This window comes from Paenibacillus sp. 2TAF8, from assembly GCF_052114825.1.
Taxonomy (GTDB): domain Bacteria; phylum Bacillota; class Bacilli; order Paenibacillales; family Paenibacillaceae; genus Paenibacillus.
On the sequence record NZ_JBFRFN010000010.1, the window covers coordinates 56,322 to 77,509 of the forward strand.

Below are 21,188 nucleotides of genomic sequence, written 5' to 3' on the forward strand. Positions count from 1 at the left end.
TGCTTGCTGACGTTTATTACCACAGGTGTAGCGCAGTTGACGCAGGAGACAGGATTAGGATGTTATGTGAGAATCCTGATGGTTTGTTACAGTTGAATACTGCGAATTGGTTACAGATGAATCGACAGCCGTAGGGCCGTTGTGTATAATGAACGTATTATTTTTGTAGAACGTTTATGGAAAGAAAGTAGGTAATCACGTGTATTCCATCAAACAAGTCGCTGCCATGCTGGGCATTCAGGCGGTCACGCTCCGGGCTTGGGAAAATCGATATGATGCAGTTACCCCTGAGCGGACAGATTCGGGTTATCGCATGTACACGGAAGAGAATGTGGCAGACTTGCGCTGGCTGAAGGAGCAGATCGATCAGCATCAGACCAATATTTCCGAGGCTGTACGCATGTTGAAGGTTCGGAAGGCGAATAGTCCTGAGCCTGCTTCACCTGGACCTATGGTTCCTCCGGTTCCTGTGATGGAAGAGGCTTTTGCACAGATGGCTGATCAGATCTATGACTCCCTCTATCATTTTCAGGGCGAGCGTGCCAATGGATTGATTGACTTTGGTTTTACGATGTACGGATATGACAGCATGTTCTATCATGTGCTCGTACCGATCCTGGTTCGGGTTGGAGACGCATGGGAAGCGGGCCGTGCAACCGTGGCGCAGGAGCATTTTATGACTCAGTTGATCTCACAGCGCTTCTATCAGTTTTTCCATCTGTTCCCGATCTATCCGCATCTGCCCAAAGTACTTGCTCTCTGTCCGGAAGGGGAGCATCATCAGGTTGGTTTATTGTTGTTCTCTTTATTTATGCGCAAAAATGGAGCGGAAGTCCTGTATCTCGGAGCCAATACGCCGGAAGAAGGGGTATTTCCAATTCTCCGTGAGCAGAAAATCAAACTGGTCTGCCTATCGATTACGAGCCCTGGGCTTGTAGAAGCCTGTGACCAGTTGATTGGCCGCATTCAGGACGAGTTTCCTCATATCCGTTTTGTACTGGGTGGCAAAGGTTTTGAACGTGCAAAGCATAGTCGGTATCCGGAGTGGATTATGCCTGAAGATTCGGCAGACTGGCAGTCCTGGATTGAACGAGAGTATTTCACGGATCGACCACCAGGTGCCGAACAAGTGAGAGGATAACAATTGAACATAAGGCGAATGTTAATGGAATAGATTCATATAGGACATCCTTTGATCTAAGATAAATTGAACTAAATATTTATACGAGCACTTTGATGACAGAACAACCTTCCAATCGCTGTTATCCCCAGATTTTTTTGATTTCCTTCTATAAAGGGAAAATCCGGTGATAAAGGCGAACGCTTCGCTTTTTCAGGTTTTTTCTGTCCTCTCCGTTTTGTATAAATGGTAGTTCAACTTATCTAAAGATCAAGGGATGTTTTTTGTGTGGTAAAAAGAAAAAAACATTAATTTGACCCGCGGGTCATTTTATGTTTTACTTGTCGTATAATATTTGTATATGATTTGTATAATGTTTTTGGGTTTATCCGATTAAAGTGTTTCGCTACGGTTTAATAATAGGTTAGGGGCTTGAGAACTAGAGATGGTCCTACATAGAAAGGTGAGTGGCATGATACCGAATCAACAACGCAAACGTGCAGCTGTCATTGGCGCAGGTCCAGGCGGACTTGCAGCAGCCATGTTACTGTCCGGTCAGGGATATGAGGTTGATGTGTACGAGAAACAACCAACTATTGGCGGGCGTTCTTCCCGTCTGGAGCTTGGTGAATACAAGTTCGACCGCGGGGCTACCTTTCTGATGATGCCTCAACTGATTGAAGAGATGTTTGATGTGGTCGGACGCAAGCTGTCGGATTATGTGGATATGAAAGAACTGACCCCGCTGTACGCTTTGAACTTTGGAGATAAGGTGTTCACACCTTCACGCAATCGGGAGGATACAGCAGCGCAGATCAAAGAGCTGTTCCCCGGCAATGAAGAGAATTACCTACGGTATATGCGGGACGAAGAAGTGAAGTTTGGCAAAGTGATGCCACTGCTTCGCCGTCCGTTTGGCAAGCTCACCGATTATTTACGCAAAGATGCGATTACGGCACTACCTAAACTTGATATAAATAATACCGTTTACGGCATTCTTTCCCGTTACTTTACCGATGAACGTCTGCGCTGGGCATTTACATTCCAGTCCAAATATTTAGGGATGTCCGCATGGGATTGTCCCGGAACGTTTACGATCTTGTCGTTTATCGAACATCAATATGGACTGTTTCATCCGATCGGCGGCGTGAATCGGGTATTCCAGGCGATGGCGGATGTCGTTGAAGAGTACGGCGGACGTATTCACACCCGTACACCAGTGAAACAGGTTATTGTTCGTAATGGTCGCGCCGAGGGTGTACTGCTTGAAAACGGCGAACGGATCGAAGCGGACCATGTGGTACTCAATGCCGATTTTGCCCATGCAGTGAACCATCTGTTTGAACCTGGCGTACTTAAAAAATATACACCGGAAAAAATGAAACAAAAAAAATATTCTTGTTCCACAGCGATGCTGTATCTGGGTGTAGATGGCGAGTTCGACCTGCCACATCACTCGATTTATTTTCCAGAAGACTACCGGGTGAATGTAGACGAAATTACCAAACATAAAATATTATCGGCAGACCCGTCTCTATATGTTCATAACCCATCCAGGCTTGATCCGACACTCGCTCCGGCAGGAAAATCTGCACTTTATGTGCTGATGCCGACACCTAACCTTACGGGAGACATCGATTGGGAGGCGGAACGAGCGAAGGTGCAGGAAGACATGCTGAAGCGGCTCGAAGTGATTCCTGAGCTGGCAGACATTCGTGGCCGGATTGAAGAATGTAAGCTGTTTACCCCGCTGGATTGGCAGAATGAGCTGGATGTATACCAAGGGGCAACGTTTAATATGGCACATAATCTGGGCCAGATGATGTATCTCAGACCGCATAATCAGTTTGAGGAATTGGAACGCGTTTGGCTGGTGGGTGGAGGAACTCATCCGGGCAGCGGCTTGCCGACCATTTTTGAATCGGCGCGAATTAGTGTCAGATTGATTCAGGAAGAGGATGCACGAAGACGTACCAAGCCATCCTCTTATGTAAAGACTGCCCAAGCCGGAGGACAATCATGAAGCGGGCTGCTGTTGTAGGTGCAGGGATTGGAGGGCTTACCTCAGCGTTGCTGCTGAATCGCCAGGGATGGGATGTTACGGTGTACGAACGGGGCTCTCGCGTGGGCGGACGGATTGCTTTTGAACAGGAAGGGGATTACCGGATTGATCAAGGTCCGACCATTGTACTGTTACCTGAGATGCTACTGGGCATTCTCGAAGAGGCCGGTGTCGATCGCTCCAAAGTCGAGCTACTGCGCTGTGACCCGTTATACCGGGTGCATTATCACAGCGGGCGTGTTATGACCAAGATGACAGACCGGAAGGAGCAGACCGCAGAGATTGAACGGTTGTTCCCGGGGGAAGGCCGGGGGTTCAACAGGTTTATGAAGGATATGGACACGTTGTTCCCCGCAGGCCGGGCAGCGTTTCTGGAACAGATGTTTCCGCGCAAAAGGGATTTCTTCACCCCCTCGCTCATGTCGCTTATGGGCAAGCTGCGTGCACACAAGAGTGTGCGTAAGGCTGTGGGGGATTACTTTGAACATGAGGAATTGCTCGATGCGTATTCACTGCAAAGTTTGTATATCGGTGGTTCGCCCTTTGGCACGCCGGGCATTTATTCATTGCTTCCTTACGCCGAGCACGAGTATGGCATTTGGATGGTGAAGGGCGGTTACGCGGCTTTACCCGCTATTCTGGAGCAGGAACTGCTCTCTCGCGGCGGCAAGATCAAGCTGAATACAGAAGTTACTGGACTGGAGATCCGCAATGGAATATGCGAGGGGATTGAAACGGCTGACGGTGCTGAAAAGGTGGATGCTGTAATCTACAACGGGGATTTTCCGAACTTGAATGGGCTACTGAAGCAGGTGTCAGAAGCACCCGTTAAGCGGAAGCCGTATCGCCCATCATCGGGATGTGTGCTGATCTATGCCGGAGTAGACAAAAGGTGGGATGATGCCACAACGCATCAGTTTTTCTTGCCACCAAGTTTGGATGGTAGTTTACGTGAAGTTTTTAACGAGCGCCGTATTCCAGCGAAGCCATCGTTTTACGTATTCAATCCGGCTGCGGTGGACGAGACAGCTGCACCTCCGGGACAGAGTGTATTGTATTTCCTCATACCGGTACCGGACGCGGAAGGTATGCATTGGGAACAAGAAAGTGATGCGCTGGCAGAACGTGTGCTGGAAGAAGCGGAAGAGCGGGGATTCCCGGGACTACGTGCAGCGCTGCAATGGAAAAAGGTACGTACACCGGCAGACGCTGCACGTGATGGTCTTTATGGCGGAGGAAGCTTCGGTATTGCACCTGTTTTGTTTCAGTCGGGCGTGTATCGACCGCAGCCCAAGCCGTTTCCGAAGATACAAGGACTATACGCCGCCGGTGCATCGGTGCATCCAGGAGGTGGCGTACCCATCGTCATGCAAGGCGCAAGGATGGCTGTCAATCAACTCATGAAGGAGATGGGGAAATGAACGAAGCAATTTTGAGCAGGTGTGAAGAGCTGATGCAGAAGGGCTCCTCGTCTTTTTATCAGGCATTTAAAGGCCTGCCAAGTCCCCGCCGCGAAGCGGTGTATGTCATCTATGCGTTTTGCCGCATGATTGATGACAGTGTGGATGAGCCTGAACAATCAACATATACAATCCATGAGATTCATGATTTGTTTGAAAACCTTGAAGAAGCGGAGGGGCACTTTATCTGGCCGGCACTGAGATGGCTGTTCAGTAGCTTCCCTCACTTGGACAAAGGCCCGTTTTTCCGTCAGATGGAAGGACAGCTGACCGATCTGGAAGTGACCCATTATACAACGTTGGAAGAGCTGGAACACTATTGTTATCTGGTTGCTGGAACCGTAGGTGAGATGCTGCTGCCTGTGCTGCGGAATGATAACGGAGCGGAAGTGGCGATGAACGGGATTGCGCTGGGTAAAGGCATGCAGATTGTGAATATTATTCGTGATGTGGGCGAAGACCGGGCCAGAATGCGCCGTTATGTGCCACTGGAGATCATGGAGAGACACGGTTACTCCGAACAGGACTGGGAAGATGGCGCTGTGGATGATCGATTTATCGCCATCATTCAGGATCTGAAAGCGGCAGCGCTGAACTGGTTCCGGATCGGCATGGATCGCTTGGACACCTATCCGGTAGAGAGTGCCTTTTCGATTGAGTTAGCCGCAGCCTTCTATTCAACCATCCTGCACGCCGTGGAGCGTAACGACTATGATGTGTACACGAAACGAGCGTATGTCAGCGACGAATTGAAACTGGAGATGCTGGGCGCGATTGTGAAACGGTATCCGATGCTTGCCTATCAAGTTTCCCGAACGGCGGTATCCTGATGGTTCAGTGGGTGTACTGGGTATGGTACGCCATTGGTGCCATCCTGATGCTTACGATTGGTGTGCCTGAGGCGTTATCCTTCTCCAATGGACTGTTCCTTGTGTTCTATGCACTGTACGTGCTTGATCTGATTTATCAGCAACATCGCCGATCTGATCTGTCCGACCAGTCAGTCAAATGGTTGCGTCCAGGACTCTGGATATCTTCCTTTATCATCTGGCTGGGCGGGATGGGTGTAGAGTGGATCGGTGTACATACACACTGGCCTTTTGGCGAGTACGCCTATTCAGACTTCTTCGGTATCCATCTGTTTAGTGTTCCGGTGACACTTGGATTCGCATGGATTGCGGTTGTTGGTAATTCGGCTTTAATCAGCGGTGGCGGATCAACTTGGGGCGGGAAGCTGGTGCGAGCCCTCAAAACCGGATTCTGGGCAGTTTTACTTGATTTCGTGCTTGATCCGGTCGCTCATGCAAGGGGATTTTGGGAATGGCAGGCACCAGGCGGGTTCTATGGTGTCCCGTGGACGAACTACATTAGCTGGTTCATTATGGGTGCATTTTTGTCTCTCTTTTTGCCGGCCATGCCGAAGGATCGACGTTCTTTACTCTGGGCAAAATGGCTGTACCAGCTATTTATTCTTTTGTTCGGCGTGCTTGCGCTAAAAGAAGGGATAACAGGCAGTTTCATCATTGCCATCGCAGGTGTGCTACTTGCCGAGGGGAGCTGGCTGTATGATCCGCGCCGTAAAGTCGAAAGCGTTTGACCGATTCTTCTCGCTGTACAACCATTATTACCTGCTGCGCAGACGTTTTCGTTCGTTTACGCTCTCGGGTTCACTCGATCCGCAAATGGTAGATAGTAACGGCGTGGGTGGGATGCTTCCTATGGCATCGGATCAGCCCGTTGTCTATTTCATGAACCACAGCTCATGGTGGGATGGTCTGCTACTGTATCATGCGGCGAAGCAAACTTCGCTCGGGGATCACTATGTGATGATGGAGGAGCGGCAGCTTCGGCAGTATGCTTTTTTTCGCAAACTCGGGGCATATTCAATCAACAAGGACAGTGCATCTGGTGTTCGGACATCGTTGCAATATACGAATGAGTTGCTGGCTGCTGGCAAAAGGGTCTGGATATTCCCGCAGGGTGAAATTCTGCATCAGGAGGCTCGGCCGATTCAGTTTCGTCCAGGCATAGGACTTGTGCTTCGTCGTTTTCCGCAGGCTATTGCCGTGCCAGTCACCTTATGTCATGGCATGGTTCAGCATGACCTGCCGGAAATTTCAATGAAAGCTGGTCCGCCGATCGTGGAAGATTGGAAAGCATGGAAGAGTGAAGAGATTGCTCATCGGCTAGGGCATGTGCTTGAACAGCAACTGGATCATCACCGGGCAGAGTTAATCCGGCTGGGTCAAGGAAGTTTACCAGAGGCAAGATCTCTGATTCGGGGCATGCGCTCCACTAGCGAAAAATACGATGGGGCAAGAAAGCGGGTGAACCGATAACATGAATGGGAGTATGAGTACATCTGAAATCGTGTGGATGTGTCTGGTTGGATGGCTGGTAGTGCAACTGCTTTTTGCGATATGGAATGCCGCCTGCCTGCCGAAAGTGCGTTCATTCCCTAAAGACAGCCTTCAGCCTCCCGAGCTGCTTGTTTCGGTATTGATTCCCGCCCGCAATGAACGAATACATATTGAAGCATGTTTGGAAAGTGTGCTTGCAAGTAATACGAATGGGTTCCGCATGGAGGTACTTGTGCTGGACGACCGCTCCGAAGATGAAACCGCCGCTTTGGTTCAGGCCATCGCTGAGCGGGATTCGCGTGTACGTTTGCTGCGTGGTACGGAGCTGCCTGCGGGTTGGATGGGGAAATCCTATGCCTGTCACCGATTGGTTCAGGAAGCGCAGGGGGACTGGTTTATGTTCGTGGATGCTGACGTTCGGGTCAAGCCCGATGCCATCCGGCAAACACTTGCTGCGGGGTGCGCGCAGGGTGGCGGTCTGGTTACCGGATTTCCCTATCAGGTCGCAAAGACCTGGATGGAAAAGCTTGTCGTACCGATGATGGTGTTTACGATCATCAGCCATTTGCCTATTTTTATGATACGCAGGTCAGCCAGTCCGATGTTTGTTGCCGCTACGGGGGCTTTTTTGCTTATTCATCGAACAAGTTATGAGGCATCTGGCGGTCATGCAGCGATTCAAGGGCATCTGGTGGACGACATGAGTCTGGCCAAAGCAGTGAAACGTGCCGGTCATCCTGTAATGCTGGCGGATGTTCACGATGTCACGAGTACGCGGATGTATCAGAATGGTGCAGAGGTATGGAACGGGTATAAGAAAAACATGTATGAAGGCATGGGGCGCAAAGACGTGCTACTACTCGGTACGATGCTGATGTACTTTATGATGTATATTGTTCCGCCGCTGGGGCTCGTTGTAGGCCTGCTTACGGGAAATGACACCTCGATTCTGTATGGTTTCATAGGCACGTTGCTTGGCATGGCTGTAAAACGAGTGTCCGATCATGTGGGAGGTCAGCCGTGGTGGCTGGCTCTTTTTCAACCGATCAGCATGGCGTGTGTCATTGCGATTGGTCTGGCTTCATGGCAGGCGGGGCGATCCGGTAAAGGGTACGTATGGAAAGGCAGGCGTTATAGCTGATGCAGAGTGTACAGGGGAATAGAAATGGTGACGGCTCAGAAGGTACAGAGATAGTTAAACATACAGAGACAGGTCGGGGCACCAGGGGAGGTACTACAGGTACGAGTACACCGCTGGAAAAAGGAACGGAAATGCACAACTGGCACCAAGGGGGTGCCTCAAGCAGGAACTTGAAACAGGATGTCATTATAATCGGGGCGGGCTTCGGTGGTCTGTCCTGTGCGATCCGCCTTGCTACGGCTGGTTTGAGGGTAACCATTCTGGAGCGTCAGGAGCATGTGGGTGGCAAGCTGCAGCAGATCGAGCAGGATGGATATCATTTTGACCGCGGGCCGAGCACGATTACGATGCCGGATGCGTTTCGTTCGGTTTTTGATCGGGCAGGCGTAGTGATGGAGAAATATGTACAACTGTACGAGCTGGAGCCTCGGACACGTAATATTTTTGCTGACGGTACCGTAGTCGATCTGTCGAAAAATCGTGGCTCGATGAAAGAGCAGATCGCTGCGTACAGCCCAGAGGATGCTTTGCGTTATGATGCCTTTATGGATGAATCTGCTGCATTGTATACGGAGGCAAATCGTCATTTTCTCGGCAAACTGCTGCTGAATCCGTCCGACAAATACAACCTCCAGATGTTGCGAAGTCTGCTTCGTGTACGCCCTACGGTTAAGCTGGATAAGCTACTACGCAAGTATTTCAGTCATCCGAATACACTCGCATTGTTTGGACGGTACGCTACGTATGTAGGATCATCACCGTATCTGTCGCCCTCCATTTTTGCCATGATGGGACATGTGGAAGCTAAGGTGGGCATCTACGGGGTCAAAGGCGGGACGTATCAGCTGATTGAAGGCATGGCCCGGCTTGCGCAGGAAAAAGGCGTACAGATCCTGACGGGTGTAGAGGTGAACCAGATCGTGGTTCGGCATGGCAAGGTGGTTGGTGTGGATACGGATCGGGGCTTTATGGAGGCTGAGCAGGTCGTGGCTAACGGAGATGTACTGAGTGTAAACCGGCTGCTGCTGGCGCCAGAGCATCGAAAACGAATGAGTGATGCGCGGATTGAAAAATATGAACCGTCCATCTCGGGTTTCGTCACCCTGGCCGGGGTGCGCAGACAATACGATCAGTTGCTGCACCATACGGTCTTTTTCCCAGAGCAGTACAAGCCGGAGTTTGATGATATTTTCCGTGACCGCAGAATGCCTTCCGATCCAACGATATACATCTGTTACTCCGGTTACTCCGAAGCAGGCATGGCGCCAGCAGGAGCCAGCAATTTGTTCATTTTAGTGAATGCACCGTATCTGTCTAAAGCGTGGGACTGGGAGGAGCAGAAGTATCATTATAGTGAGTTTGTGCTGGGACAGTTGGAGGCGCGTGGTATTGGCGGATTGAAACAATCGGATGTTTTAATCTGTTATACACCACAACACATCGAACGGGATACGCTCGCTCATCAAGGGTCGATCTATGGAATCTCCTCCAATTCGGTAAAACAAACCTTCATGCGACCAGGTAACCAGAGCAAAGATGTGCAGGGACTCTGGTACGTCGGCGGCACAACCCACCCAGGTGGCGGAACCCCGATTGTTACGCTGTCCGGTCAGCTTGTGGGTGAGCAACTTGCAACGGAGCTGGGGAGGTAGAGCAGGTACGGAGGGCTAGGTGTGCTGAAACTCGTTGAGTTAATGAGGTGGACCGAGGCGCTACAAGACTCTAATGAATTCATGTTTGAGATCATGGGGGTTTTGGAGTGTCCTTTCATTAGGTTGAGAGGAACGGTATACTGGAAAGAGTTGTCCATTGATGGGCGTAACCTTATAGGTTTTGTCTAAGAACCGAGTGGATAAGCTCAGTGGTTAACGACACAAGGATGATTTATTAGATAGGTCTAAGTGGATGGAACCATATATGGATAGAACCATGAATGCCAGCCTGCGGTCTATTCCATCGCATTTACATAGAAACAAGAGGTACAGAGCAACTCAGCATGGGGTAGGGAACATTAAGCACAACAACGCAGATGAGCCTACCCTGCATATCATTCTCACATAGGAGGTCTCATCATGAACGAACAAGAGCGAGCCGGCAAACGGCTGCTACCCGAAGTGGCAACGGGAGAACGAAAGCTGGAGCACGTGCGCCTCTGTCTGGAGGAGAATGTGGCAGGAGAAGGCATAACGAGCGGACTGGAGAAGTATGCGTTTCGTCATCATCCGCTACCGGAGCTGGATTTTGAAGAGGTGCGTCTAGACACTTCGTTCCTTGGCAAAAAAATGCGCACACCCTTGCTCATCAGTTCGATGACGGGTGGAAGCAAAACGACAGGCGCAATCAATGAGCGCCTGGCACGGGTAGCGAACGCCAGAGGCTGGGCGCTCGGCGTAGGCTCGATCCGGGCTGCCGTGGAGCAGCCGGAACTCGCAAGCACATTTGATGTCCGCCGCTGGGCACCGGACATCCCGGTCATCGCGAACCTGGGCGCGGTTCAGCTGAACTATGGCTTCAGCACGGCTGATTTCCAGCGTGCTGTGGATATCGCAGGCGCGGATATGCTCGTGCTGCATCTGAACACGTTGCAAGAGGTATTCCAGCCCGAAGGCAATACAAACTTCAGTGGTCTGTACCAGCGGATCGAGACATTGTGCCGTGGGCTGGATGTGCCTGTAGGGGTCAAGGAAGTGGGGTTTGGCATCGATGGTGTGACGGCACAGCGACTGTACGAAGCAGGCGTAGCATTCATCGATGTGGCTGGTGCGGGCGGGACAAGCTGGGTACAGGTGGAGAAGTATCGCAACAATAACCCGGTACGCCGAGCGGCTGCTGAAGCCTTTGCCGATTGGGGCATTCCGACTGCCGAATGCATCCAGGATGTACGCGCGCTGAACCCCGATGGGGCGCTGATCGGTAGCGGCGGGCTGCACACTGGCGTGGATGCTGCCAAAGCGCTCGCACTCGGTGCAGATCTCGCAGGCTTCGGCCGCTCTTTGCTCGAATCCGCTGTCACTTCCGACGAGTCGCTGTCCGAGCGGCTAGAGCAGGTCGAATTTGAACTGCGCACCGTCATGTTTGGCATTGGCGCAGGTCGAATTGAGGATTTGAAGCAGACGGAGCGACTGGTGGAGCGGCGGTAATGTTGGTGGAGCTGGGTGACGGATTGGTGGTGGCACCGCTGGAACATAATTAATGCTACATAAGCAATCGAGATATGGCTTACCACCTTGTCACGAGCAAGGCGCCGCGTGCGGTGAGTTGCACGCTGCATGCTATCCAATGGATGATGATTGTCACCACCGTCCCAGGACTCAGCCGACTGCGTGCTGGGACGGTGGTGACGGTGCTGCAGGAGATACCAGAGATACCAGAGATACCGGGGCGCACTGGAAAGAGGATGTTGGGGAGCGTGGGCACGTGGGCACGTGGACACCGAGGAGTCAGAGTGGTGAATTGAAGGTTGGGTAGTGGAGTAGCGGAGTTGCAGTATCAGTATCAGTATCAGTATCAGTATCGGTATCGGTATCGGTTCAAAAGCTCTAACGATCTCACAGGAGCTTATTTTGCCCTTTTTGAGGTGTTTACGAATCTAACGATCACCAGAATCGCTATTTGTGCGAAAACCTACAGAATCCGGCGAAAATCACAGCTTTTCAAGTAAATAAGCTCCCTGGTGACCGTTAGAATTTCAAAGTGACCAAAAAGGGGCAAATAGCGTCGCTGGTGATCGTTAGAATTCGTGAATGGATTAAGTGGCAGCATGGGCGGAGTAAAGTATTGCGATCTAATCACAAGCCAGGCTTAAGTAGGGAGAGATGAATGCGTTCCTACCATTAAATCTAAAAATGTAACCCGAGCCGAAGCAGCACCTCTGATGAACGTTGGTTAATGTGGTTTGAGTTGCTAACAACAAATTTATAGTATCTAATGATCAATTCAAGCTCCCCGCCAAGGCTTGAGTTTTTTTGTTTCATTAAAAAAAGTAAGTATATAGTGCTGATTTTGCTTCAGTCTAGGAGAAAAGTAAAAGTGATGTTTTTGGGAATTATCCTTTAGCTCAAAGGATAATTTTTTATTGTCTGTTAATCCATTACAGCTTATGATTAATAGGTAATAAGTATTATTTTGGGTTTGGTATTAGGATTAATGGCTTATATAATCAGATGTGTTTACTATGAATCTTTATTTTTGAGGGAGGAGATGACCGAATCAACATTTCAAGAGAGCGATTTTTGACACGAACGTAACTCATAGTAAGAATGAAGCAACACAATAGTAATCCAATGACTTTGATGTAATGCAAGACATAGTTTAATGCTAAGAGGGGATACATACTATGAAATTGAAAAGATTGTTAAGTGTTATGTTAGCTGCACAATTTTTGCTAGGAAATGTGCTGATTTGGGGAGAAGGGACAGCTAATGCAAACTTGGCTACGGGAACGAATACAAACTCTTCTCATTTTAATGCCGAGACTTCCCGTTCCAGCGAAAAGAACGAATCGATCCAGAACGCTACTTCTGTGCTATCATCGTCACCAGAAACAATAAGTGACATGGAGACTCGAACCGTTCTACCAAAGCCCAAAGTAACGGTAACCTCAACGGATAACTCGATAACGATAACATGGGACGAGGTTCCTGGAGCTGTTGATTATGGACTTTTAGTTAATCGGGATAGCAAAGGTTTTGGCTCGGATCGAACTTACACAATAATTAGAGCTACACCTGGTTATACGTACAGAGTTGAAGTTTTTGGCTACGACGGCAAAAATTATGGTGAATCAGAGCTGTTGTTTCTTAGGTTAAAGGAGCCAGAACCTGTATATGATTATGTCGGTAGACTCGACTTTACAGGTAAACTTTCCGGCCAATTAGACCAAGTGATCAAAGAGGGATTTACATATGTTAACTGGGGACTTGTCAATGCCAATAGTATGAGTTTATTTTACAAACTCAGTGGCATTGAGCAGGCAGAGGTTTACGTCAATGATGTTAAAAGTACAGAATTACAAGGGAAAACAAGTTCAAGTGCGCGGATCAGCGGTCTGAAACCGGGTGAGAAAAATATCATTCGCCTCACATGGGCAGGTCAAGCCAATCCGGCTCAAACAGAGTCCCTGGAATTTATCGTTACACCTCCTGCTGTGGATGCTTATACGTTAGGGGATTCGAAAGCAGCTTTTGGGTCTGTGGTTGATCTGAAACAATTCGGTAAATGGTATCTTGTTGATGATCAAACATTGATCTCTCAAAATACCGTTTCTAAATACATCGATATTCAAGGAGAGACTGCAAGGTGGAAAGTGAGTAGTTACTCTAATACGATCACGGATAGTCTCGGTTATGAGATGGTTAAAGTGAATGAGGATAAACACTCCCCTTTCCAGACAAAGTGGTGGACAATTACCGCATATGACACAGGCGAATACAACTATGGTCATTCATCCCCTATGGGCATCGTTACCAAAGATGATATGGAAAAATATACGGGTATTGTATTAAGTGATCCTAATGATACGAATCGAATGGTGTCCAGCCTGGCTTTGGCTGATCCGAGTACATATCAGAGCGCATTTGGAAAATCAGGTAATCAGGGAGTTGTTTTTACAGAGACTGCTTCTGACCCACTTACATTTCCAGAGGGTCATATGAGCAATGTCGCGGCAGGAACGTTACAAAACTTTAAATATAAAGCGATATTAGAGTACAACGGTGAGTATAAAGGCCAAGGTACGGATGAAGATCCTTATGTTATTCCGACTTTGGCGAATGGGGAGCCTGTGCCCCCGAAAGTTGTATTAGGGAAACCAGGATATTTCGAAGCGAGAGAGATAGGTAATGACTTGTACTTAGTATGGAAGTCGGTAGAAGGTGCCGAAGCATATGTACTGAAACGTGATGGGGAAATTATCTATGAAGGGCCTCTTTTGGAGTTTTTAGATGTTGGTGTAAATATAAATTCGGGGCATACATATACGATCGTTGCTCGCAAGGGTGATGTGTATGGTGAGGAAAAGGTGCATAAGGTTGCTAATACGATATACCTTCCTTATCCACCCGACTTCCAGGCCGAAGCTCTTGATTCAACGAAAGTTAGACTTTCATGGCGTGCGGTAGACAAAGCAGAAGAGTATGTCATCACACGTAATGATCTGCCTTTGGCGGTGACCAAATCAACGTCGTACGAGGATGTGAATCTGACGCCAGATAACGCGTATACTTACAAGGTTTTGGCAAAAAGTGGAAACAACGAGAGTTCTCCAGCTGTCCAAAAGGTAAAGATGCCTAAGGTGACCGAGGACGTTGCTCCGAAAGGTCAGATTAAATTAAAAGTAAATCGGATATACGATGACAGAATAGATCTGCAATGGAACATGGTTGAAGGTGCAACTCAGTATGAGGTGTATCAGGATCGGGTAAACAAAGTTTGGTCTGGTCACTCGAATACCATGATGGCGTATACCCTCCAGCCAGGAAGAACATATACGTATCACATTGTAGCCAGCAATAAATATGGGAGAATTGAATCCGGCATTCTTGAGGTGCAGACAGCAGGTTTGCCTGTACCAATGAATGTTTCTCCAGTGAATGCACCGGATGCAACGATTGCGTTTGACTATCAGCCGATTGAAGGGGCAATTCATTATGTGGAGCGGAATCCGCAGACCAAGTATGTTCCTTTAGGGAACGGGGTTTATCGCAAAACCTATCTGAACACGGCTACTGGAGAAGCACGGGATGAAGGTATGGTTACTGCAGTTAATGGCCGATTGCAATTCAGTGAAACAGGCGTTGAGACAAACAAATATTATGAATATAATATCATTGCTGTTCATGTTAAGTCTGACGGATCGGAAGAGGTCATCGGAAAACAGACCGTTGCTGTGACGACACCTCCGGACGGAAGGGGAGCAACAGTATACGCAAATAATTATGATGTGCCCCCATACTACAATCCGTACTATAATCCATATGCTTACCCTGCTCCTTATTCAAGTCAGAGTACGGCATCTGTAAAGAGCGAAAGTGTGACTGTTGATACTCAGATTGTGCCTTCTAATAAGGGAAATCAACCTGCTAATGTTGGTTTTACTGATATCGCTACAAGCTATGGAAGGGAAGCAATCCTTGAACTGGCACAGGAGGGGATTGTAAAAGGTTATTCGGATGGAACGTTTGGTGCGAACCAAAAGGTGACAAGGGCTGAGTTTGCTATCTTTCTACAAAGAGCCCTTGGATACAATGCAATTACTCCTTATAACAATGAATTTACCGACGTGCAGAGGGAGAGTTGGTATTATAATGAAATTATTCCTTCGCTGCAGCATGGTATTCTTAAAGGGTTCAGTGATGGTACGCTCAGACCTGATGCAAACGTCACAAGAGAACAAGCTTCGAGCATGATCGAGAATGTGATGAAGAAACAAGGTTATGTGCTGTCATCCTTTACAATGTATGAGGACAACGCAATGATCTCCAGTTGGGCGAGAAATGGAATTAATTTGGTCACACAAGAATCTGTGATGAAGGGGTATCCAGGCCAAAAGTTTATGCCCAAAAAGCAGTTGACGAGGCAGGAAGCGGCAGTGATCATTCACAACCTCTTGAAGAAAACAAGCTAGATTACAATTGTGAATTGTATTTAAATATGCTAACGATCTCACAGGAGCTTATTTTGCACTTTTTGAGGTGTTTACGAATCTAACGATCACCAGAAGCGCTATTTGTGCGAAAACCTACAGAATCCGGCGAAAATCACAGCTTTTCATGTAAATAAGCTCCATGGTGACCGTTAGAATTTCAAAGTGACCAAAAAGGGACAAATAGCGTCGCTGGTGATCGTTAGAATTCGTGAGGTGAGGTACACGTTCACGCTCGCTGATCGCTCAATGTAGGAATGAAATCAGCGCTGATGTTTTAACCGTTAGTTGCACTCTATATGGGGAACGTAAATTGATACCATCCAGCGTTCCGGTCAACGTATCAAAACTCAACGATACACCCCGTATAATATACATAAAACAAGGCATGTTACTTCGCTTCTATTGCGGGCACTTATATCAAATAGGATGAGGTGAGCTCTATGCAATGTGATGGAGTTATCGATTATGGATATGTGTGGTGCAGCTCTAGAGTATCGACAATGACAAAGAATGGTGATATTAAAAATAGTTTTTGGATCGGGGATCAGTACCCAACAGAACTCTTATCATTCCAAAAAAAACAAGTTAACGATCAGACAACAGTATGATGAGTAAATTCAATCAAGTGTTGCTGATGTTTTTGATCGCGATGCCCTTCACTATCATCAATTTTAGTTCATATTTGAAAGGGAACTTCCCTAACATCGTCCAATTCGTAGCTGCTCTGTTATTCCTTCTTGTATGGTTTGTTTTGGGTATGAAGAACAATGGGAACAGGTTTGTACTTCAATCTACGCTGTTTTGGTTAACGGGAGTGGTTTTGCTTATTGTTGGGTATTATCTGGACCTAGCCATGCTGTTTATACCTGGGTCCATCGTTTGGGCGGGTCCTGCTTATGGAATCAGGTACGTTTTGAATCTTCCGTCGGATGTGATGTTTGCTTTGATAAGCATCGTCTGTACTTATCTTTTCGGGTTAGCAGGGGTTGCCTTAGGACTGTTCCTTCAGAAAGTTCATCATTCCGCAGACTGAGGGATGCATTACAATGGATGGAGTTTTGAATCGTACTGAATAATATTACTCCACAAAAAGATCGCTCAACTAAAATGGGGCGGTTTTTTTGCATATTAAAGTAAAATATTTACAAGTAAAATATTGATACTTCTTGCTAAAATATTGTATGATCGCATTAATTTCATTTCTTGGGAAGGCGGTGTCCTGTTGAGCGAAAAAGCTACAATTCGTGACCATTTAGAACATTTTTTAAAAAGGAATCGAATGACCATCAATCGCTTTTCAGAGATTTCCGGCGTGAATTCCGGGACATTGAGCGGCACGTTGAAAGGGAATCGGCCCATAGGCTTAAATCAGTTAGATCGCATTACGGCTGGAATTGGGATGCCTGAAGGCGAATTATATGAACAATACATACATGAGTATTTAGTAGACACTACCTTGGATTGGAGAAGGCTTAGGCCTTTTCTATATCGTTGTGCAGAGCTAGGCCATATAACACATATGGAGACAGCGGTGAACTATGTGATTGATAACCTTTCCTACCTACCTCTGTTGTTTGAGTTGGCAGAACAGTTGCATAGCGAAGGCAAGATGGAAGCATGTAAACCGCTCTATCGCTGTGTCGCTGAAAGCGAGAAATTGCAACATTCGGAACGTCTGGCTTTATGCCAATATCGCCTGTTTTCGATAGGGCTTTCGAATGACCAGGTTCATAATCTTATGCTATCCACACGATTCGAACTATTCGTAGAACGTCTTGATGAGCAATACCAATTCGATGCATTGAATGAACTGATTAATGTGTATGCGTCCTTGCGTCGCTGGGATAAAGTGAAAGAATTCGCCGACCAGTTACAGATCAAAGCTTTTATTCAATATGATGCCAAGAAAACATTAAGAGAAGTGGAGACTAGAACCAAAAAGAAGATCGTTTATTATGCTTTGTATTCGTATCTTGCTCTTTCCGAGGTCAGTTATCAACATGGAAAATATGAAGAAACGCTTCAGTATGTGTCAAAATATGCTGATTACAGCTGGATCAACGATCCTACAGAAGAGGAAAAGATGGTGATTCTTCAGTTTCAGGATTGGTCAGAGGGAAATAACTACTATTTCAGACTACTATCAGGTGAAACAGAGTTGATTCCAGATTATTTAACGTATATCTCTGACCGAAAAAAAGAAATATTTCCTGCACTATGTGCCATTGTGACCGCAGCTAATCGATATAATGTCAATATTGACGATGTACTTGAGCAGTATCAATCTCATCTGGTTTACGAGGAACAGAGCAGTCACTTCGGAAAAATGAGCAAACAATACACCAACGATCAATATGGTATTTTGCTGGCAGGGTTAGGTACCTATTATTTAAGAAATAACCAATATGACAGAGGCGTAGCTTACATTCGCCAAGGCATGGAATTTGCGATTGAAAATATGAATAAAGACGGGCTTCTCGATTGTTTGGGACTGTTTGACGATTTGCAGTACGTCGTCACTGGACTAGGGGTCAAGCCTAGCGCCGAATTGCTTATTGAGAAGATTCAGAGATTGTACGGTCCGGAACGATGAAAGGGTACAAAAAGAAAGAATAGATATAGATGAGTGAGCATCACATCTAAGTACGGCTAAGTGCTTTTCCCGTAGGTCAAAAAGAGCTTAGACTCGTTGCACCCTCATGCATCCTCCGTTTTGAGATTCCTTATATAGACAGTTGGTATAGATTGTCCAAAGGTATTTCAGAAAAGGGTGTTTTTTGTTGTTTTTACTGTTGGAGTTTATTTGAATTTTTGCTAATTAGCAGGATGTCCTACAATGGTACAGCAGGGAGGGGTGTTATGGAGCGGAACGAACTCAAACTGCGGATTGAAGAAGCGAGGGAGAGACTCCACCAAATAAAAACGGAGTACGGCGAGCTTCTTCACCCTCAGGTGATACAGCAGTCGATGGTGCTGGATGAACTTATTAATATGTACAATCAGGTTAAAAGGGTAAAGCCGATGGGATAATCCATCGACCTCTGGGCGAGAAACTTTGGCCGGTCGCTCGCCCTTATATTTTAACATAGGTCGATGTGAAGAAAGAGAAACATTCAAATTACATACCGTTTTCCTTCACGGTGACATTTTCGTTGGTTATGGTGATGAGGGTATTGCCCGACAGTGATTCGGTATAAACGCATATTGTAGAGCAGAAAGTTAATGGGAACTTATGAAGGGGATATGATAAAGTAGATATAATATGAGGAGTTGAAGTGCTTAGAGAGTTAGTCATAACGGTGACTAGATATCGAATCAGGTGCGCCGATATACATAATTATCTCACCTAAGTTATTACATCCAGATAAGGAGGATACAATATGGAACTGTCTCCAATGAATACGGAACAATTTGCGAGTTTTCGCAGCCGTTCAATTGAAGATTTTGCGCAGGAAAAGGTAGAAGCAGGAACGTGGGCGCCGGAAGAGGCGCTAGGGCGGGCAGAGGAATCATACGAACGTTATCTGCCAGAAGGGTTAGAGACACCAGGGGCATATGTGTTTAATCTGGTGCATCCGGTGGACGGCATTGTCGGATACCTCTGGTTTAATATTACGGAGAATCGGCGCGGGAAAGAAGCCTTTCTGCTGGATATCGTGGTGGAAGAAGCATATCGCGGCAAAGGGTATGGTACAGAAACGATGGATGCACTCGAAAAGACCGCGCGAAGTCTTGGGGTGGATCGCATTGGGCTGCATGTGTTTGGACATAATGAGCGGGCAAGCAGCCTGTATCGCAAGATGGGCTATGAAGTGACGGACTTGACGATGTACAAAGAAATTAAAGGGTAAACCCGGATAATCTAAGCCAAAGGTACCATCTATGCAAAACGAATCATCCGCAGTAACCGGGGATTTCGGGAAGCGAGTGGCACTCTGGTCGAATTGGCGAAGTTCCTTGATGCCTTGGGGTTTGTCATATATAATGTATAGGATTATCCATACCGAACAAGTAATGAATGAGGAGTTGTCATATACATGGCTTTGAAAGCAGGAATAGTAGGGCTTCCGAACGTCGGAAAATCTACGTTGTTTAACGCAATTACACAAGCAGGTGCCGAGTCTGCAAACTATCCGTTTTGTACGATTGACCCGAACGTGGGGATCGTCGAAGTACCAGATGAGCGTTTGGACAAATTGACAGAACTTGTTGTACCGAAAAAAACAGTGCCTACCGCATTTGAGTTTGTTGATATCGCAGGTCTGGTGCGCGGAGCGAGCAAAGGCGAAGGCCTGGGCAATAAGTTCCTTGCTCATATCCGTGAAGTGGATGCGATTGTACACGTGGTACGTTGTTTCGTTGACGAGAACATCACTCACGTCGATGGCAAGATTGACCCGGTAAGCGACATTCAGACGATTAACCTGGAGTTGATCCTGGCGGATATCGAGAGTGTTGAGAAAAAAATCGACCGTTCCAAGAAAAACATGAAGGGCGGCAACAAAACGGCTGCTCAAGAAGTGGAAGTATTGGAGAAAGTCAAAGCGGTCCTTTATGAAGACAAGCCCGCACGCAGCATGGAGCTGACAGACGAAGAACGTCTGATTGTACGTGATCTGCACTTGTTAACGTTGAAACCGGTTCTGTATGCTGCCAATGTGGCTGAAGACGAAATTGGTGATGTAGCGAACAATGCATATGTGCAAAAAGTAAGAGAGTTCGCAGCTGCTGAAAATGCAGAAGTGGTGCCGATCAGTGCAAAAGTGGAGGAAGAGATCTCCGAGCTGGAAGGCGAAGATAAACAAATGTTCCTGGAAGAGCTCGGTATCGAGGATTCCGGCCTGAACCTGTTGATCAAAGCGGCTTACAAATTGCTCGGCCTGTACACGTACTTTACAGCAGGTGTACAAGAGGTTCGTGCATGGACCATTCGTAAAGGAACAAAAGCACCGGGTGCAGCGGGTGTCATTCACACCGACTTCGAACGTGGATTCATCCGTGCAGAGGTTGTTTCCTATGACGATCTGGTTGCGGCAGGTTCGATGAACGGTGCCAAAGAGCGTGGTCAGCTGCGTCTGGAAGGTAAAGAGTACGTGGTGAATGACGGCGACGTCATGCACTTCCGTTTCAACGTGTAATCTGGAAAATGGAATGAAGGACGGGTCAGCTTCTTAATCCTGACCGGTTTAAATAAAGAACAGCACTACTCTCTTTTGTGGAGAATAGTGCTGTTTTTGTTTGGTATTTTTACTCAGAGGGAATTGATCTGATTTATGCAGATATTATTACGTTTTTACTGGATTGTTTATTCGTGATGGATATAATAAAAGAAAAGATGCATGCAGACGTTATACGTAAAAAAATAATGACTACACCGCGAACTATTGCTGTTCAGGAGCA

Annotated in this window: 14 protein-coding genes; all 14 read left to right on the plus strand. The window is 47.2% G+C overall.

Features of this window, described 5'->3' with window-relative positions; all coding sequences use genetic code 11:
• Window positions 1–199 precede the first annotated feature (199 nt).
• The 14 genes from AB4Z30_RS16475 (at window position 200) to ychF (ending at window position 20,926) form a co-directional block, all read left to right on the plus strand.
• The gene (locus AB4Z30_RS16475) at window positions 200–1,141 is read left to right on the plus strand and encodes a MerR family transcriptional regulator (protein WP_441928250.1); all 942 of its coding nucleotides are present in this window, start codon (window positions 200–202) and stop codon (window positions 1,139–1,141) included.
• A gap of 451 nt (window positions 1,142–1,592) precedes the next feature.
• Window positions 1,593–3,143, plus strand: a complete 1,551-nt coding sequence (locus tag AB4Z30_RS16480) for a phytoene desaturase family protein (RefSeq protein WP_441928252.1) — start codon at window positions 1,593–1,595, stop codon at window positions 3,141–3,143.
• On the plus strand, window positions 3,140–4,603 hold the full coding sequence (locus AB4Z30_RS16485; RefSeq protein WP_441928254.1) for a phytoene desaturase family protein: 1,464 nt from the start codon (window positions 3,140–3,142) through the stop codon (window positions 4,601–4,603). The genes AB4Z30_RS16480 and AB4Z30_RS16485 overlap by 4 nt, the downstream gene beginning before the upstream one ends.
• Window positions 4,600–5,472 (plus strand): phytoene/squalene synthase family protein, encoded by an 873-nt coding sequence (locus AB4Z30_RS16490; protein ID WP_441928256.1) that lies wholly within the window; start codon window positions 4,600–4,602, stop codon window positions 5,470–5,472. Before AB4Z30_RS16485 ends, AB4Z30_RS16490 begins: the two co-directional genes overlap by 4 nt.
• Complete coding sequence (locus AB4Z30_RS16495) at window positions 5,472–6,239, plus strand: carotenoid biosynthesis protein (protein WP_441928258.1); 768 nt, start codon at window positions 5,472–5,474, stop codon at window positions 6,237–6,239. The genes AB4Z30_RS16490 and AB4Z30_RS16495 overlap by 1 nt, the downstream gene beginning before the upstream one ends.
• Window positions 6,208–6,981: a lysophospholipid acyltransferase family protein gene (locus AB4Z30_RS16500; RefSeq protein ID WP_441928260.1), complete on the plus strand. Its 774-nt coding sequence runs from the start codon at window positions 6,208–6,210 to the stop codon at window positions 6,979–6,981. The genes AB4Z30_RS16495 and AB4Z30_RS16500 overlap by 32 nt, the downstream gene beginning before the upstream one ends.
• Window positions 6,982–6,994: 13 nt before the next feature.
• The gene (locus AB4Z30_RS16505) at window positions 6,995–8,143 is read left to right on the plus strand and encodes a glycosyltransferase (protein WP_441928262.1); all 1,149 of its coding nucleotides are present in this window, start codon (window positions 6,995–6,997) and stop codon (window positions 8,141–8,143) included.
• Window positions 8,143–9,795 carry a phytoene desaturase family protein gene (locus AB4Z30_RS16510; protein WP_441928264.1) on the plus strand — a complete coding sequence of 551 codons (1,653 nt, stop codon included), beginning with the start codon at window positions 8,143–8,145 and terminating at the stop codon, window positions 9,793–9,795. The genes AB4Z30_RS16505 and AB4Z30_RS16510 overlap by 1 nt, the downstream gene beginning before the upstream one ends.
• A gap of 420 nt (window positions 9,796–10,215) precedes the next feature.
• Window positions 10,216–11,283 carry a type 2 isopentenyl-diphosphate Delta-isomerase gene (gene fni, locus AB4Z30_RS16515; protein WP_441928266.1) on the plus strand — a complete coding sequence of 356 codons (1,068 nt, stop codon included), beginning with the start codon at window positions 10,216–10,218 and terminating at the stop codon, window positions 11,281–11,283.
• Between the two features lie 1,196 nt (window positions 11,284–12,479).
• The gene (locus tag AB4Z30_RS16520; protein ID WP_441928268.1) at window positions 12,480–15,767 is read left to right on the plus strand and encodes an S-layer homology domain-containing protein; all 3,288 of its coding nucleotides are present in this window, start codon (window positions 12,480–12,482) and stop codon (window positions 15,765–15,767) included.
• A gap of 1,243 nt (window positions 15,768–17,010) precedes the next feature.
• On the plus strand, window positions 17,011–18,381 hold the full coding sequence (locus tag AB4Z30_RS16525) for a helix-turn-helix domain-containing protein (RefSeq protein ID WP_441928270.1): 1,371 nt from the start codon (window positions 17,011–17,013) through the stop codon (window positions 18,379–18,381).
• Between the two features lie 266 nt (window positions 18,382–18,647).
• The gene (locus tag AB4Z30_RS16530) at window positions 18,648–18,818 is read left to right on the plus strand and encodes an aspartyl-phosphate phosphatase Spo0E family protein (RefSeq protein WP_441928272.1); all 171 of its coding nucleotides are present in this window, start codon (window positions 18,648–18,650) and stop codon (window positions 18,816–18,818) included.
• Between the two features lie 350 nt (window positions 18,819–19,168).
• The gene (locus AB4Z30_RS16535; RefSeq protein WP_441928274.1) at window positions 19,169–19,639 is read left to right on the plus strand and encodes a GNAT family N-acetyltransferase; all 471 of its coding nucleotides are present in this window, start codon (window positions 19,169–19,171) and stop codon (window positions 19,637–19,639) included.
• A 186-nt stretch (window positions 19,640–19,825) separates the two neighbouring features.
• Window positions 19,826–20,926, plus strand: a complete 1,101-nt coding sequence (ychF, locus tag AB4Z30_RS16540) for a redox-regulated ATPase YchF (RefSeq protein WP_123065294.1) — start codon at window positions 19,826–19,828, stop codon at window positions 20,924–20,926.
• Window positions 20,927–21,188 lie beyond the last annotated feature (262 nt).

Coding starts and splice junctions, on each gene's coding strand:
- AB4Z30_RS16480 (WP_441928252.1), top strand. CDS start 1,593: ATGATACCGAATCAACAACGCAAACGTGCAGCTGTCATTGGCGCAGGT.
- AB4Z30_RS16485 (WP_441928254.1), top strand. CDS start 3,140: ATGAAGCGGGCTGCTGTTGTAGGTGCAGGGATTGGAGGGCTTACCTCA.
- AB4Z30_RS16490 (WP_441928256.1), top strand. CDS start 4,600: ATGAACGAAGCAATTTTGAGCAGGTGTGAAGAGCTGATGCAGAAGGGC.
- AB4Z30_RS16495 (WP_441928258.1), top strand. CDS start 5,472: ATGGTTCAGTGGGTGTACTGGGTATGGTACGCCATTGGTGCCATCCTG.
- AB4Z30_RS16500 (WP_441928260.1), top strand. CDS start 6,208: ATGATCCGCGCCGTAAAGTCGAAAGCGTTTGACCGATTCTTCTCGCTG.
- AB4Z30_RS16505 (WP_441928262.1), top strand. CDS start 6,995: ATGAGTACATCTGAAATCGTGTGGATGTGTCTGGTTGGATGGCTGGTA.
- AB4Z30_RS16510 (WP_441928264.1), top strand. CDS start 8,143: ATGCAGAGTGTACAGGGGAATAGAAATGGTGACGGCTCAGAAGGTACA.
- fni (WP_441928266.1), top strand. CDS start 10,216: ATGAACGAACAAGAGCGAGCCGGCAAACGGCTGCTACCCGAAGTGGCA.
- AB4Z30_RS16520 (WP_441928268.1), top strand. CDS start 12,480: ATGAAATTGAAAAGATTGTTAAGTGTTATGTTAGCTGCACAATTTTTG.
- AB4Z30_RS16530 (WP_441928272.1), top strand. CDS start 18,648: ATGGAGCGGAACGAACTCAAACTGCGGATTGAAGAAGCGAGGGAGAGA.
- AB4Z30_RS16535 (WP_441928274.1), top strand. CDS start 19,169: ATGGAACTGTCTCCAATGAATACGGAACAATTTGCGAGTTTTCGCAGC.
- ychF (WP_123065294.1), top strand. CDS start 19,826: ATGGCTTTGAAAGCAGGAATAGTAGGGCTTCCGAACGTCGGAAAATCT.